Below are 15464 nucleotides of genomic sequence, written 5' to 3' on the forward strand. Positions count from 1 at the left end.
TAGCAAATTTAAAAAGGAACGCAAGGTTTGGGTATGAGGCTAAACTGCTACGTTATTAGGTGCATGAATACTGAGGTATTGGCTTTTATGGCGACTTTCATCGTAACTCAATACGGCAACCGCTCCAGTGTTAAATATCGGCATATTCCCAGCACTCAATTGGTCAACTAAATAACTAACTATTGGCATGTGAGCTACGACCAACCAGGTATCGCATTGTGGATGCATCGCGATGAGAGTTTCTAGATAATCGGCGGCAATTTGTGGATTGCCTTCAGGGATTATATCGCTGCAAGTTTCTTCGAATAAAAAAGCGTTATGCTTTTTTACTCCTTCCGCTGTTTGCTGAGCACGAATGTAAGGGCTTACTAACAATGCCGTTGGGGTATGCGTTGCTTGCAACCATAAACCCATTTTTTCGGCCTGTTGTTGGCCAACCGAGGTCAAATTTCTACTTGCATCGTCAGCTTGCATCGGTGTTGCTTCGCCGTGGCGCATTATTAAGATTGTTTTCATAAAAAATCAACCGATTAAAGAATATAAAACAGTAGCCAGTTTGCCTGTTTGTCCGCTATATTAAAACAACGTCACACATTTCGCTTATGATATTCAGGTAAAAATCGCCAAGCAATTTAATCGCAGCCCTGAAGTTATCATTGTTGTTAACGAGTAAACTTAACGTTTCAGGAGCATCATTTGAATATCAGCCGCAATGATAACAGAACATACCGTGCCCTCACACTGGACAATGGTCTAAAAGTCCTGTTAGTGCAAGATAAAGATTCAACTAAAGCCGCTGCATCGATGGCCGTGAATGCTGGTCACTTTGACGATCCTGTTGATAGACAAGGGCTCGCACACTTTTTAGAGCATATGCTTTTTTTAGGCACAGACCAATTTCCGGAATCCGGCGGGTTTGGTAATTTTGTTTCCCAATCCGGTGGCAACACCAACGCATGGACCGGCACCGAGCACACGTGTTATTTCTTCGATATTAACAATCAAGAGTTTGCACAAGCACTGAGCCAATTTAGCCGGTTTTTTATTGCACCTTCTCTCAACCCTGGCGAAACTGAAAAAGAACGTAATGCCATTGATGCAGAGTTTAAATTAAAAATAAAAGACGATGGCCGACGCATCTATCAAGCACACAAAGAAACCGTTAATCCTGCTCATCCATTTGCTAAATTTTCAGTGGGTAATCAGCAAACCTTAGCGGATCGTAATGGCTGTGTAAGCAAAGAATTGCGAGATTTTTTTAACACCCATTATCAAGCCCAGTGGATGAGCCTAGTGATCTGCGCTGATGCAGAAATTGACACTATGGTGCAATGGGTAACTACATTATTTAATGATATTAAAGGTCAGCAGCAACCAAAACCCGTCATTGAGGCATCACTTTATCGCGCGCAAGATCTTTGCAAAGTACTGCATATAGAACCGCATAAGCATATGCAAAAACTCATAGTAAGTTTTGCGATGCCTAATATTGATGATTTTTATCGCCATAAAACCGTTAGTTTTATTGCGCATTTATTAGGGTATGAAGGGCAAGGGTCGCTTTACTCTATTTTAAAAGCGCAAGGTTGGATCAATGCCCTCTCTGCTGGAGGTGGCATTAACGGTAGCAACTTTAAAGATTTTAATATCAGCATGGCACTGACCGATGAAGGAATTGAATACTATGAAGACATCGTTGAAATGGTGTTTGAATATATTTGTTTAATTAATCAAAACATCGATAAATTACCGCGCTTATATCAAGATAAAAAAAATCTATTACAAATCGCCTTTGATAACCAAGAAAAAGCCCGCTTAATCGATTGGGTCAGTAATTTAAGCATCAACATGCAACACTACGATGAAGCCAATTATGTGCAAGGTGACTATCTCATGGATGGTTTTAATCAAACGGCTCATGAAACTGCAATGCAATGGTTAACGCCGCATAATATGCGCTTGGTGTTGATCCATCCTGATGTTGAACCTGAGCATACCACTCAGTGGTATCACACGCCCTATCGGATCGAAAGTATTTCTAGCTGTTGGCTTGAAGCATTATGTGAGATTAATACCCCATTACCTGAAATGCTGCTGCCTACTGCCAACCCTTATTTGACTAAGGAAGTGTCGCTGTACGATGTTGAGCAACCGCAGTCAAAGCCACAACTACTAGTAAAAGAGCCGGGGTTTGATTTTTGGTTCAAGCAAGACAACACTTTTCGAGTTGCCAAAGGCCATTTTTATTTAGCAATGGACTCAGATTTTGCCGTTAAAGATATTAAGCATATGGCACTGACGCGCTTATTTGCGGATTTATTTATGGACAGTGTTGCAGAGCAGTTTTACCCAGCAGAACTAGCCGGTTTAAGTTACCATTTAACGTCACATCAAGGTGGCTTAACCTTGCACACTGCGGGGCTCTCATCGAGCCAATTAGAATTAGTTGATGAGTTACTTGAAGCTTTATTCAATGTCGATATTTGCGCCAAACGTTTTGCTGAGTATAAAAAACAGTTAGTCCGTCATTGGCGTAACAGTAATCAAAATAAACCCGTTGGCGAGTTATTTAGTGTACTTGGCGCTAAAATAATGCCGTGGAACCCAGAACCAGAACAACTTGCTGTTGCACTTAAAGATACCAGCTTTCATCAATTTAATTGTTTTCGTCGCGAATTTTTCAATGCCTTGCATGTTGAATCATTTTTACATGGTAATTGGCGCGAAAGTGATGCGATAGAGTTTCAAAAGAAAGTGGCTCACCACTTAGCCAAATCAGCGACTATCGAAGATTTGACGCGACCGTTATTTGAAATAGACAAAATAACCCGCTCGCAACTGACCCTAAATTGTAGCGATCATGCGATGGTTATTTATTACCAAGCACAAACCGATGACGTTGTTGAAAAAGTAAAAATGATGGCGCTAAACCATCTTATTAATCAAGATTACTTTAATGAACTTCGTACCAAACAACAGTTAGGCTACCTAGTGGGCGCAGGTTATGCGCCCTTTAATACTCGTGCGGGCATCGCCTTCTACGTGCAGTCACCTAACTACAGTGCAACCGCGATTTTTGAGCGTCATAATGCGTTTCTTGAGCAATTCCTTGCTTCATTAGAGCAATTAAATGAAGAGCAATGGCAGCAACAAAAACATGGCTTAACCACCCACATCGCCGAAAAAGATAAAAACCTCCGGCTGCGTTCACAACGCTTGTGGCTTGCCATTGGTAATCAAGATCATCACTTTCATATGCAACAAAAATTGTTAGAAGCATTGGAAAACCTTAGTCTTGCGCAGATAGTTACTTATATTCGCGAGACATTTGCAGAACATAGACCAAGATATGAGCTACTAAGCGTACCTAAAACAAACAAAACGACAAAAAAGCTGATTTCTTCTCATTCTCTTTGACACAACACCGTGCTTCAATTAGATTATCAAGTGCAAAATACAGAAGTGCCCTATGATAATAATAAAAATAATATTCAACACATTCATATTCGCCTCATTATTACTCTGCTTTAGCCCATTGGGCTATAGCGAGCAATTAGTCGATCAGCAAACTTTAATGCTTTATTTACCGAGTGCATTTGTTACGTTAGTGCTGCCTTACTTATTATTCACAATCTACAAATTACGCCGCTCACGACGCCAATTATGTATTTCTGAACGGCGTTTAAAAAGCACGGTTGAAGGCAGTGGTGACACACTTTGGGATTGGAATATCAAAACTGGTGAAGTACTGCGCATTAACGATAAATACATGATGGATAGAAATACCATCATTGATATTCCACCTAATAAAGCCCTTATTCACCCTAATGATATAGCGCAAGTTGAATTACTGTTAAAGCAACACTTTGCGGAGCAAACCGCTTTCTTTGAAGCCAGCTATCGCATTAAAGACAGCTTTGATCGCTGGCATTGGGTACTCGACAGAGGCAAGATCATTGAAAAAGACACCAATTTAAACCCGCTACGCATGACTGGCACGGTACGCGATATCACGCAATTAAAATCAACCGAGGCACGCCTTAACTTATTCGCTAAATGTGTTGAATCACTCACTGATGCATTAGCCATTTACGATAAAAACTTTAACCTGGTTGATCTTAATCCCAGCTTTTTATCGCAGTTTGGTGGGAACCGAGATAACTATTTAAACAAGCCATTTACCTTACCAGGTTACGAGCAAAGTTATATTGATGATATTAAAAATACTGTTCGTCTTACCGACCATTGGCAACAAGAAGTTAAACTGCGCAACAGTGAGCGAAAACTACTACCGATTGAAATCTCAATCGATGAAATTAAGAATGAACATAATCAAATTTGTAACTATGTCATTGTATATTCAGATTTAACCGAGCGTAAAAAAGCCGAATCACAACTACATAACTTATCAAATCGCGATCGTACAACTGGCTTACCTAACCGAAATCTATTTTTTACCGATCTTAAAAAGCTGGCAAAACAAGACAGCCACCATGCATTACTAGTATTTGATTTAGATAACTTTAAAAAAATTAATGACTCATTAGGGCATCAACTAGGCGACAGTTTACTGGCAAAACTAGCAATGCGGTTGAGTAAACTCACCCGTGAAAAAGATGTGTTTTACCGCTTAGGTGGCGATGAATTTGCCTTAGTTATGTCTGGCACTAACGATATTCATACCATTACCAGAATGGCAAAACAGTTTTTAGCCGCCATTGCCACGCCATTTAAAATGGCAGGTCACGAATTAGTGATCACTTCAAGTGTCGGTATTGTGTTATTCCCAGAAGATGGTAATACCCCAGAACTACTGCTTAAAAATGCCGATACTGCGATGTACCATGCGAAAAAGAAAGGTAATAGCTACTTATTCTTTAACGACACCATGAACCGCCAAGCAGTAAAACGCCTGCAAATTGAAAACTTAATGCGATTTGGTTTAAAAGAAGATCATTTTGAAGTTTACTACCAACCAAAAATGAATATCCGCACCGGTAAATTCACTGGAATGGAAGCCTTGGTGCGTTTTATTACTCCGAAAAAAGGCATTATTAGTCCTGGCGTGTTCATTCCCATCGCAGAAGAAACCGGGCAAATCATCGAAATTGGTGAAGTGGTACTTCATAAAGCATGCCGTGATGTTAAAGCCTGGCTGGATGCTGGCTTATTTAATGGCCGAGTTGCGGTAAACTTGTCTGCTAAACAATTTAGCCTACCGGATCTAACTACTCGTATTGATGTGATTTTACAAAATCACGCCTTGCCATCGTACTTTTTAGAACTTGAAATTACTGAAGGTACGGTAATGGACGACCCACAAGATGCTATTTCGATCATGCGCTCTCTCAGTGCTCGTGGTATTCATTTAGCCATGGATGACTTTGGCACTGGCTACTCATCACTTGCATATTTAAAGCAGTTTCCACTTAATACCCTAAAAGTTGATAAAGCGTTTATTGATGATATGCAAACAGAGCGAGGCCGTAATATGGTTGACTCAATAGTTACTATTGCACATAACTTAGACTTACATGTGGTGGCTGAAGGGGTTGAGCAAGCAGAGCAAATTGCAATCTTAAAAGAGCTTAATTGCGAAACGATGCAAGGCTACTACTATTCAAAACCTTTATCGCGAGCTGAATTTACAGAATTTTTGAAGAAACAACAAAACCAAGCGGCACTTAGTTTAGTACAACAGGCATAAATGACAGCCTATGGTCGCCATGTGCACGCTTGTATACCCACGCAGCGCACTAGTGCACGACGATAATGTAAGTTAAACAAGCACCATGCAACGGGGCCTAACAACCCTGCTAGCAGCAACCAGCGTTTAACTGGCATACCTTTTTTAATTGCCTGTGCATACATAACGACAATAGATACAACACTGATCAATAAATATTGCAAATTCACCACACCCATACCGCTTAAAATTAACCTGCAATGTACAATAATTAGTTCTTTATTTTCACTAATAAAATCAGAATATTTAATTCTTTCAGTAACAAGAATGATATACAAAAACTATTACTGTTGCTATTATCTACCCGTGTATTTGCGTGTGCAATACACATTTAAAGGATAATTAAATATTTCTAGGAGATATCATGTCAGAAAATACTTCAAATGTATACGAAGCACCAGCAGCAAACCTAACCAAAAATAATGAAAGCGGAGATAAACCTGTTTTAAATTTTGATCGTTTTTCGGCTTGGGGAGTGTTCTTTTTAGCCGTCATTACTTTTGGAATTTATGGTGTATATTGGCTAATAAGCAGAACCAATAAAGCCAATGCATTAGCAACTAAACAAATTAGCCAAGGATTGATATATGGTTATTTAGCTTTATACGTTGCGAATTTAATTCTCTCTATAACCGAAGTACTACCAGTGTTGTCAATTATTATTTCGCTAGCTTCTATCTTGGTCGGATTAATCTTTATTTTTTCGTTACGTTCTTCTATTTCAGAACTAATCAATAAAGGTAGTAGTGAACCCGTTAAGCTCAATGGCGTTTTAACCTTCTTCTTTAATATAATTTACTTCCAATACAAAATTAACGAAGCAATTGATCAACAGAAATAAAAAGTAAAAAGGCATTATTTTAATGCCTTTTTCATCTCAACCTGTTTCTAAAGCACTCCTGAGTGCTTTACATTCAAATATGTATTTAGCACATTAGGAAGTAACTTTTGTGGTTGTGTATCAATTGCGATAACGCCTTCTTTTTTAAGCCTTGCCATATTAGCTTTATGCGTATTTAATAAATCTAATGCAGCACAATAGGTCGTAGCTTCATCATAATTCTCTATTGGCTCTGCAAGTACTTCTGTCAATGCATGATTAGAGAGGTTAATAACTGCAACAAGGTGATGCTTTTGCAATAACTTTATAGCTGGAAGCACCTCATCTAAGCTTTGATCATCAAATGTCGTAACAAGTAATACTAAAGAACGCTTACTTCTTTTTGCGATTAATTGATTAGCTGCAACAAGGTAATCGCTGATACTTTGGTCAGGGTACAGATCATAAAAATGATTCATCACACGCGATACATTCTGTGCACCTTTAACATTAGGTAACCAGCGAATATCATGATTAAAACTTTGCATGCTAAACCAATCCCCTTGTTTGAGTACTGTATGAGCAAGTAAGAGCAAAGCATTTAATGCGTGATCAAAGTGAGTACCCGATATGGTATCTATATTCATCTTCTTCGATGCATCAAGCATTACAACAACATGCTGATTTTGTTCTTCTTGGTACTCTTTAGAAATTAGTTTGCGACGTTTACTTGTAGCCTGCCAGTCTATCTGTTTAATACTGTCACCTTGTCGGTATTCCCTAAGTTGATGGAATTCAATACCATCACCTCGTTTTTTTGTCAGTTTTAAACCACTTATTGGTGTGTTTGTCACCCCATTAAGCGCTTGATTTTGAGCTACTCGACTAAAATCTGGGTAAACTTTTAACGCTAAATCTTGAGGTATTATCCAATTTGCCTGCCACAGCTTTAACCGTGAACTAATTCTAAGCTCAACGGCAGCCAATTGCGCATCTCCGCGTTGATGTGCGCACATACTCCATTGTAAACGGGCTTGCTCATTTTCTGCCAGAGTTACGCTGGTATATAATTCAGATAGCTCAATCGCATTGCTTAGGTGCAAACTTATATCAGTAATTAATAATTGCTCTGAGGTATTTTTAATACTTAGTTTAACTGGTTGCCAACGTCCCAATGACATGTTTTGATTGGTGTTTACCTCAATACTTAATTTATGTTTGAAGCGAGTAGGCAAATAATCTAATAACGCTAGTACAAGCAGTCCAGCAATGAGTACTGTAGTTAATAAACTCGCTGTCTCAGTAAAGATTAATATGGGTAACAGCAAAACTAATGCGCAAACCAGCTGCAACAAACGCTTTGCTGGTCGTAACTTAGTGCGGATCATGATCTAGGCGCTTCAACACTGGCTAGTATTGCTGAAATCACTTCATTAAAAGACACCCCTTCTAACTCTAGATCGGCTGAAAGTATCAAGCGGTGGCGTAAAATATTAGGTACCACTAGCTTAACGTCATCAGGGGTAACAAAATCTCGGCCATTCATCAATGCCATTACTTTTGCTGCTTTAATAATGTTGATTGATGCTCGTAGTCCTGCACCATGTAATACTCCTTGCCATGTTCGCGAACTACGAACTAACTCCACCGCATAATTATAAATCTTTTCATCTACTAAAATGTCAGCACATAATTGCTTAATCTGAGCAATATTACTGACGCTTAATACTGCCGGCAATTGGCTAACTTCTGACTCATTCGAAACAACTTTGGTGTTGAGCTTTAATAATTCAACCTCGGCCTCTAATGATGGAAAACCCAATTCAATTTTCATCATAAAACGGTCTAACTCAGCTTCAGGTAATGGATAAGTCCCCTCTTGATCAAGCGGATTTTGCGTTGCAAGTACCATAAACGGTGAGCCAATAGATAAGGTTTCGCCATCAATGGTAATTTGTTGTTCTTGCATTACTTCCAATAAAGCTGACTGAGTTTTAGCAGGTGCTCGGTTGATTTCATCAGCAAGCAAAATATTGGTAAATGCTGGGCCTTTTTTTATATTGAAATCGCCAGACTTCATATCATACATACTGTGTCCTACAACATCAGATGGCATTAAATCGGGTGTAAATTGCACTCGTGAAAACGACACACTTAAGCTTTTCGCTAATGCTCTTACAAGTAAAGTTTTGCCAAGGCCCGGTACTCCCTCAAGTAATACATGACCTCCTGCAAATAACACAGTTAACACATCTTCAATAATGGCATCTTGTCCAACTAACACACGGGAGATATTATCCTTAACTTGCTTAACTGCTTGCGCCGCATCCGTTAAGCTTATTTGTCCTGTTGCAAATTCGGTGCTCATAGGGCATTCCTTAATTGTTTAAATAGTTTGATATACTCTGTTCGTTGTTGCTGAGATTCTGGCAATTCAACACTTAGAAGCTCAGCTACCTGTTGCTTATCAAAATGCACTAAGTTGGCGATTATCTCTGCTTGGCGAACTTCGGTTAGTGATTTGAAGTGAGGGATCCTAGTTTCTACTTTGGCGTTAAAATCTTTTTTTAATGCAGTAAACAAGCGTTGCTCAAAACCGTGCTTTATATAAAAATTAGCAATCGCTCGAATGTGGTGTTTAAAGCCTACGGTTAAAATTAAATCAGGCGCATAAGCGCGACCAATACGACTACTAATATGCCAAATAAATAATAACATCAATAGCATCACACAGATCACCCACTGCCAGCTCCATTGCCATAACTTAGCAAACCAATTAGGGTAACTTAAATAAGGAACATAAGTTATTACATCAACCCCCTGACTCAACCAAACCAGTAAACTGCCATGATCTAAATGGCGCAACTGATAGTTTGTAAAGGGAGCTAGAGACGGCATCACAATAATACGGCCATCACCAAATTTAAAATCACACATGATAACTTGATCATCACTATTTTTGGTGGCTATACCTGGGCAGTTTTCAATTTCAAATGCCTGACTCAATTCTAAATCCAGTTGGGTATTTTCATTGAGCGTTAACACGCTATTTTTCTGCCCCTCTTTTACCATCACAAAATGATTTTCAAAAATCCCTTCACTCGTGTTTACACTAATCCCAAGATCTTGAAAGGTAAAAGTATTGTCTAAACCAAGTTCATCCCTTTGCTTATTTAATATATAAACAAGACGCCCACCTTCACTCACCCATTGGGACAATTGCTGATCAAGTGTGTGCGAATTACTAAGCGCCGCTTCATCGACAATTAACATACTGCGGTGATCAATAATAAGTGGTTGTTGATTATTGTTATCTAATTGCTTTTCTTTTTTCCATAGCACCCCATGTTCAGCTAATAATCTCTGCGCCATTGTGAAATTATCTTTGCTAACTTCGGAGTGAAAACCTATTTCAATCTCTTCTTTTTGCCAGTCAGCTGACAACAACGCTGAGCCAATAAAAAAAACTAACACACAGCACAAAAAAACCACCACAAACTTAAGCTTCATTTATTTACTCCTTGTTTGCTGATGCCATAGCCTCTATTTGTGCTATTAATACGTTAAAATCAAAATTAAGTGATTGATGGCCCCAAGCCACTTTTACCCAAGCAGAAAAAAGTTGAGTAAAAACATCTTTGCTTTGCTCAGTGACTTTTGCATCAATTGCTGATTTACACTCTGTTTCGGTCATCGAACGGTGTAATTTTACTTGATGAGTGCTCTGCGCCCAGCGAAGCGAAAAATGCAGTAAATAAGCAAGCGCTAGACGCTGATTATTCTCCTGATATGCTGACCTTGCAGCTGCAATTAAATCCTCAGGTAAGTCTTGCGGTTTAATATCAGCAAACATGGTTGGGATTATATGTTCTCGATGCTGATTTTTTTGTCTTTTCGGTAATTCTAGTGCTAAGAAGAAGCCACGCTTTTTAACTAATAAATACACCAACCACAACACAAATAAAACAATTAGCAACCAAATAAAATAACTAAGAAAATTGCCTAAGCTCTTGAAAAAATTAGCAAGCCAACGATAATCACCATCCGCTGAAGAGTCCTTTTCTAAATCAAAATTTGGTACCCAAGTGGTTTTCTTTTCGATAACATCATCCTGCGCATAAAGTGTAGAAACTTGCTCTTTTATAATTAACTTATCTATTGGCTCTGCCATTGACTTACTCGGCACAGCAAACAAACAGCAAGCAAAAAACAAGCAAGCACTTGATAATAAAGTATTTAATCTGGCACGCATATTTTTGAAGGTTAGCTCAATGTCCCAGCCTTCTAAATCTATACGGCGGTGCAAGTAGGCCATAAAACCTCCGGTGACAAATAATGGTGCGACTAAAGCGACACTGATCACATACACACTATTAAATGCAATTTCCATCCACAAAGGGCTTTCTAATATTTGATACAATGGCTCTTCAAGTGACAACGACGTTGGAATAAGGGTAAAAATAATCGCAGAAATACCGATCATTAAGATAAACTCAAAATGTACGCAAAACATCATCCAAAGCGTTTGTTTGGGCTTTGATGTTGCAAACAGCACCTGTTTTCGCATTTCTTTACGACGGCCATCTAGCCTTTCTAACTGTGTTACAGGTGCTAAAAAAGCTCTGTTAGGGCTCAGTCGATAAAGCGTCATATTGATGAATATGTCACCCGCTTGCAGCTTCAGGATTGATTTTAAACTACTCGAAATGGTTGCCTGTTGATTAAATACTACTTTTGACATGTAGTCTAAAATTGGCCGTTCAAATAACGGTTTAAAAAACCATACAATAAAGGCGCTCCATGACCAACCAAACAATACACCGGCAAGGATGAACACTGGCACAGCTAAACAAATATACAAACTAAATAATGGTAAAAAATGTTGTTTAGTAAGTAATACCGTCAAATCAAACGTTTCATAGGCGCCGCGTTTTCGAGGATTAAAGCTAAGACGATTAAGTTCCATAGCGCATACCTCTATACAATCGATAAATTACATATGTCCAACAAACAGTACCTACGACGAATTTAATTTCATGAGCAATGGCACGGGGCGACCAAAATGCTTCAATAAAGGCAGCTAAAACTAACATAACAAAAGCACCAACAATTAATGGTAGTGCTGTTTGAGCCGCTTTTTTCATAGCATAACTGCGTGTAAATTGGCTTGGGTTTAATAACGCGTAGCCAATCTGACATCCCGCTGCAGAGGCAATAATAATCGCTGTTAATTCAAACGAACCGTGAGTAATAACAAACGAGAAAAATGTTTTTTCAAAACCAACATTGACAATATGCGCACCAATGGCGCCGAAATAAAAACTATTAAATAGCAAAAAGAATACAGCACCGAAACAAAGTAAAACTCCCCCTGCAAACATTTGAAAGGCAATACCAATGTTGTTATATATATAGACACCAAACATCAATATATCTTTGTCAGGAGCACGGGTCTCTGTTTGAACAGCTCCAGTTGGGTTATACATTTTTTCAATTTCAAGCACCGTACTTTGACCTAAAAAAGTATAAACGGCATCTGGATAAAGGGTGACCCAAATAAAAGCAATAACCGCCAACCCCCAAAATGCCAACAAATTAGCGCCTAACATGAAACGGTTTTCGTACAAAGCACGAGGAAAAGCGGTGCGGGCTATTTGCCAAATTTCTGAAAATTGGTTTTTGCGGGATAAATACAGTGTTTTTTGACCCTGTTGTACCAGCTGATTTAGCTGCTGAATTAGTAAAGGACTGTACTGCCTACTTCTTGCGATGGCTAAATCGTTGCAAATCTTTCGATATAATTTAGGAAAGTCTTCAGGAAAAGTACTATTTAGTTCGCAATATGCTTGATATTGTTGCCATATTTGGCTGTTTAAATTTACAAATTGAGTTTGCTTCATTGCTTACTCTCACTATTGGAGCGACCACTGTTGATATTATTCTGCCCAGCAAAATGCCTTGCGTAATTAAATAATGTTTCAACACTATCATTTTCTTCGATATTTAATGGCTTGGATAAAATATTTGCTATTTCTTGACGTCTTGCAGGAGAAAGTTCATGGGCACGCTCAGTAAAGTCTAAAACAGCTAATTGCTCTTCGGTACTAAACGCAATGCTAGGTACTTCAGCTGGCCCATCTGGTAAAAACTCCCGACTCATAGCGTCTTCTTCGTAAACTACGATAGTTCCTGCGGCCCAATCACCGATGCGTTTGAAACGGGGATTAAAACACATAACAATTAACCCAAGAAAATAACCAACAGGCAGCATATCTGCGGGGCGAATTAAGTTTCTTACAACAATTTGTGAAAAGGTTGGAGGTAAGCCATTATCTTGAACAACACGAATTTTTAGACGTTTTTTACCTGGGGTCTGGCCATTTTTAACTTCATAAAAGATGTTATATCCCCATGAAATTAAAAAATACATGACAAGTAAAATGCCTTCCCCAAAATCGCCGAATAACATAAGCACAGTAGCAATAATGGCTATCAAAATTGTGCGAAGAATAAAATCGATGATGTAGGCGTAACTACGCGAAACCAATCCAGCGGATGTGATAGCTATATCCACACCTTCAGGTAATTTAACAAACGCCCTATTTTCCAATCCATGGTTTAGCATTACATTTACTACAAATTTGATGATTACATAAAGTTGAACGTATCGAAAGAAGTAACATTCAACCAAGGAAATGACGCGTTATAATGCGCGTTTTTGTGTTATTTTTCAATCTTCCTTTAGTATAAAATGTTTAATCATGAAAAACATTAAGTAGCTGGACTTAACCGCTTCAGCCATTTCACACATTTCTAGTTTACTTTTGAGGTGTTTATAAACTCGGTAAAAATAACAAAACATAGGGGGGATTTAAGTGTGGAGGGGATTGATTATTCAATTTAGTTCAAGAGTTTTTTCTCACCTTGCTTTAAATAAAGAATATACCTACGAAGTCCATAAAACACCCAAGCTACTTAAATTAATTAAATAGCTTGGGTGTTTGATGGATTAATACTGCAAAAGACGTAAAGATTATTATTTTTCAGCACGGCCCATAAATTTATGCTCTGCGGTATTAATACGGATGCGGTCACCTGTAGAAATATGCTCCGGCACTTGAATGATCAAACCAGTTGATAATCGTGCAGGTTTAGAGCGAGCGCTCGCTGAAGCACCTTTAATTGAAGGGTCTGTTTCTTCAACCACAAGTTCAACACTTGATGGTAAATCTAATCCCACTGGTGCGCCATCAATTACAATGACATGCACGCCTTGGGTTTCTTCGTTGACGAATAAAATTTCTTCGCTGATCGCTTCTTTATTAAGATTATATGGCGTGTAATCTTCGTTATCCATAAATACGTATTCTTCGCCATCTAAATACGAGAACATTGCTTCACGACGAGTTAAATCAGCTAGTTTTAACATGTCGCTATCTTTGAATGTTTCATCTACTTTGCTACCAGTTACTACATCGTATAAGCGCATACGGTACAAACTTCCACCAGCACGGCCTTGTGGTACAGAACGAACAATATCTTTAACCACTAAAACGCGGCCATTAAACTCAATCGCAGTACCTTTTTTAACTTCACTTGCCTTTGGCATCAGTGTATTTCCTATAATTTATAAATCCCCAGAAACATACCACGAACTGGATTTTCTTCAATAAGAAAATATCACATACCGCTATTTTTCTCGTAGGGCCTGTATTTACTCATAAATTTTACCTATTAATCGATTTTTCATGACTAAACTACGAAAAAGCTGCTATGGTTAAACTACCAAAAATGACTTCAAGGACTGGATCATGGATCAGCACACTGCACATGAGTATTTAGCAAAAAAACCTCTGGTTATGGTTACCCAACCTTTCGGCCAAGAAGTTGATGTATATAAAGTAAACCATAAAATGTTTGCCACTTTATCGGTTGGCAACGAAGGGGAAACTGACGAAGACGGCAACCCTATTTGGTGGATGAATTTAAAATGCGACCCGGATGAAGCGCAATCACTTCGTGATATTTTTCCTTCAGTGATCCCGGGCTATCATATGAATAAACGGTTATGGAATACTGTTATTTTAGATGGCTCAATCCCGCAAGGTGAAATTGAACGTATGATTGATAATTCATTTAACTTAGTGGTTGCCAATATGCCGGAAAAAGATCGCAAAGCGATTGAAATTCATATGTAAGTCACAATTTTAATGTTGTACTGCGCAAGCTACTTGTTCAGTACAACTTAGCCTTACTCCGTACACGTTAGTAAAAAATGATGATCATCAAATAATACCCCACCAATTTCGTAAGCTGACGGTTCAACGCTAACTAACTTAAAGCCACATTTAGCCAACACTTTTTCTGAGCCTACATTCCCTTTCGTAACCACAGCAGTAAATTGTTGAATGTTAAACGCTGTCGTCGCCCATGTTAAAAATGCTTGTAGTGCTTCAGTTGCATAACCTTGACCATAAAACTCAGGCATTAACAGATAACCAACTTCGGGAGTGTTTGATGAGGATGTTGTAAGCCCTGTAACGCCCACTTTTTTGCCTGTTTTTATTTCAATGATCATCAAACACAAAGACTTATTGGCTGTAGGGTGCCCCGGCGCCAACCGCTGCATAAACTTACTACGTATTTGCGTATCAGAAGGCCTGTCAAAACATTTTTCAATAACGCATGGCTCATCATGCAAAGCTAGAAAAAACGACCAATCGTCTTGTTCAAGGAGTCTCAATTGTAATCTTGCAGTGCTGATGTTCATTATTCGTCTTTACGCGGTATCAGTTAGGATGCCCCTGTTATAACAACAAAGCAAAATGATTTCAGCAACTAAATTTTTTAAATTCTAGGCATAAAAAAACGCACTTCAAACTATCAGTGCGTTTTTAT

At 38.6% G+C, this 15464-nt stretch carries 14 protein-coding genes; 4 read left to right on the forward strand and 10 right to left on the reverse strand.

From position 1 onward, the window contains the following. Window positions 1–39 precede the first annotated feature (39 nt). Window positions 40–516, reverse strand: coding sequence for a phosphohistidine phosphatase SixA (gene sixA, locus H5200_RS12400; protein WP_179959228.1), 477 nt, complete (start codon window positions 514–516; stop codon window positions 40–42). A 180-nt stretch (window positions 517–696) separates the two neighbouring features. Between sixA and H5200_RS12405 the strand changes: the two genes are divergently transcribed. Next, window positions 697–3417 carry an insulinase family protein gene (locus H5200_RS12405; RefSeq protein ID WP_182761603.1) on the forward strand — a complete coding sequence of 907 codons (2721 nt, stop codon included), beginning with the start codon at window positions 697–699 and terminating at the stop codon, window positions 3415–3417. Window positions 3418–3574: 157 nt separating this feature from the next. Continuing rightward, window positions 3575–5707, forward strand: a complete 2133-nt coding sequence (locus tag H5200_RS12410) for a bifunctional diguanylate cyclase/phosphodiesterase (RefSeq protein ID WP_246175623.1) — start codon at window positions 3575–3577, stop codon at window positions 5705–5707. A gap of 8 nt (window positions 5708–5715) precedes the next feature. Here the strand turns inward: H5200_RS12410 and H5200_RS24450 are convergent, their stop codons facing one another. Continuing rightward, window positions 5716–6024 (reverse strand): hypothetical protein, encoded by a 309-nt coding sequence (locus H5200_RS24450; RefSeq protein WP_149983031.1) that lies wholly within the window; start codon window positions 6022–6024, stop codon window positions 5716–5718. Between the two features lie 86 nt (window positions 6025–6110). Between H5200_RS24450 and H5200_RS12420 the strand changes: the two genes are divergently transcribed. Then, complete coding sequence (locus H5200_RS12420) at window positions 6111–6587, forward strand: DUF4234 domain-containing protein (protein ID WP_182761604.1); 477 nt, start codon at window positions 6111–6113, stop codon at window positions 6585–6587. 47 nt (window positions 6588–6634) lie between these two features. Here H5200_RS12420 and H5200_RS12425 read toward each other — a convergent pair whose 3' ends face one another. From H5200_RS12425 to yeiP, 7 genes are all read right to left on the reverse strand, one after another. Further along, the gene (locus H5200_RS12425) at window positions 6635–7954 is read right to left on the reverse strand and encodes a DUF58 domain-containing protein (RefSeq protein WP_182761605.1); all 1320 of its coding nucleotides are present in this window, start codon (window positions 7952–7954) and stop codon (window positions 6635–6637) included. Beyond that, window positions 7951–8934, reverse strand: coding sequence for a MoxR family ATPase (locus tag H5200_RS12430; protein WP_182761606.1), 984 nt, complete (start codon window positions 8932–8934; stop codon window positions 7951–7953). Before H5200_RS12430 ends, H5200_RS12425 begins: the two co-directional genes overlap by 4 nt. Further along, complete coding sequence (locus tag H5200_RS12435; protein ID WP_149983035.1) at window positions 8931–10076, reverse strand: hypothetical protein; 1146 nt, start codon at window positions 10074–10076, stop codon at window positions 8931–8933. Before H5200_RS12435 ends, H5200_RS12430 begins: the two co-directional genes overlap by 4 nt. Window positions 10077–10080: 4 nt before the next feature. Next, window positions 10081–11532 (reverse strand): hypothetical protein, encoded by a 1452-nt coding sequence (locus H5200_RS12440; protein WP_182761607.1) that lies wholly within the window; start codon window positions 11530–11532, stop codon window positions 10081–10083. Further along, entirely contained in the window at window positions 11522–12160 is a 639-nt protein-coding gene (locus H5200_RS12445; protein ID WP_182761608.1) for a stage II sporulation protein M, read from the reverse strand. Before H5200_RS12445 ends, H5200_RS12440 begins: the two co-directional genes overlap by 11 nt. Window positions 12161–12462: 302 nt before the next feature. Beyond that, on the reverse strand, window positions 12463–13191 hold the full coding sequence (locus H5200_RS12450; protein WP_182761609.1) for an RDD family protein: 729 nt from the start codon (window positions 13189–13191) through the stop codon (window positions 12463–12465). Between the two features lie 411 nt (window positions 13192–13602). Continuing rightward, window positions 13603–14175, reverse strand: a complete 573-nt coding sequence (yeiP, locus tag H5200_RS12455; protein WP_145240366.1) for an elongation factor P-like protein YeiP — start codon at window positions 14173–14175, stop codon at window positions 13603–13605. A gap of 202 nt (window positions 14176–14377) precedes the next feature. On the opposite strand from yeiP, the gene H5200_RS12460 reads away from it, so the two are divergent. Then, complete coding sequence (locus H5200_RS12460; RefSeq protein WP_145240364.1) at window positions 14378–14764, forward strand: MmcQ/YjbR family DNA-binding protein; 387 nt, start codon at window positions 14378–14380, stop codon at window positions 14762–14764. A 53-nt stretch (window positions 14765–14817) separates the two neighbouring features. Here H5200_RS12460 and H5200_RS12465 read toward each other — a convergent pair whose 3' ends face one another. Beyond that, entirely contained in the window at window positions 14818–15336 is a 519-nt protein-coding gene (locus H5200_RS12465; RefSeq protein ID WP_182740096.1) for a GNAT family N-acetyltransferase, read from the reverse strand. Window positions 15337–15464: the final 128 nt, after the last annotated feature.

It is taken from the genome of Pseudoalteromonas sp. SG43-7 (assembly GCF_014164295.1).
In the GTDB taxonomy this organism is placed as follows: domain Bacteria; phylum Pseudomonadota; class Gammaproteobacteria; order Enterobacterales; family Alteromonadaceae; genus Pseudoalteromonas; species Pseudoalteromonas rhizosphaerae.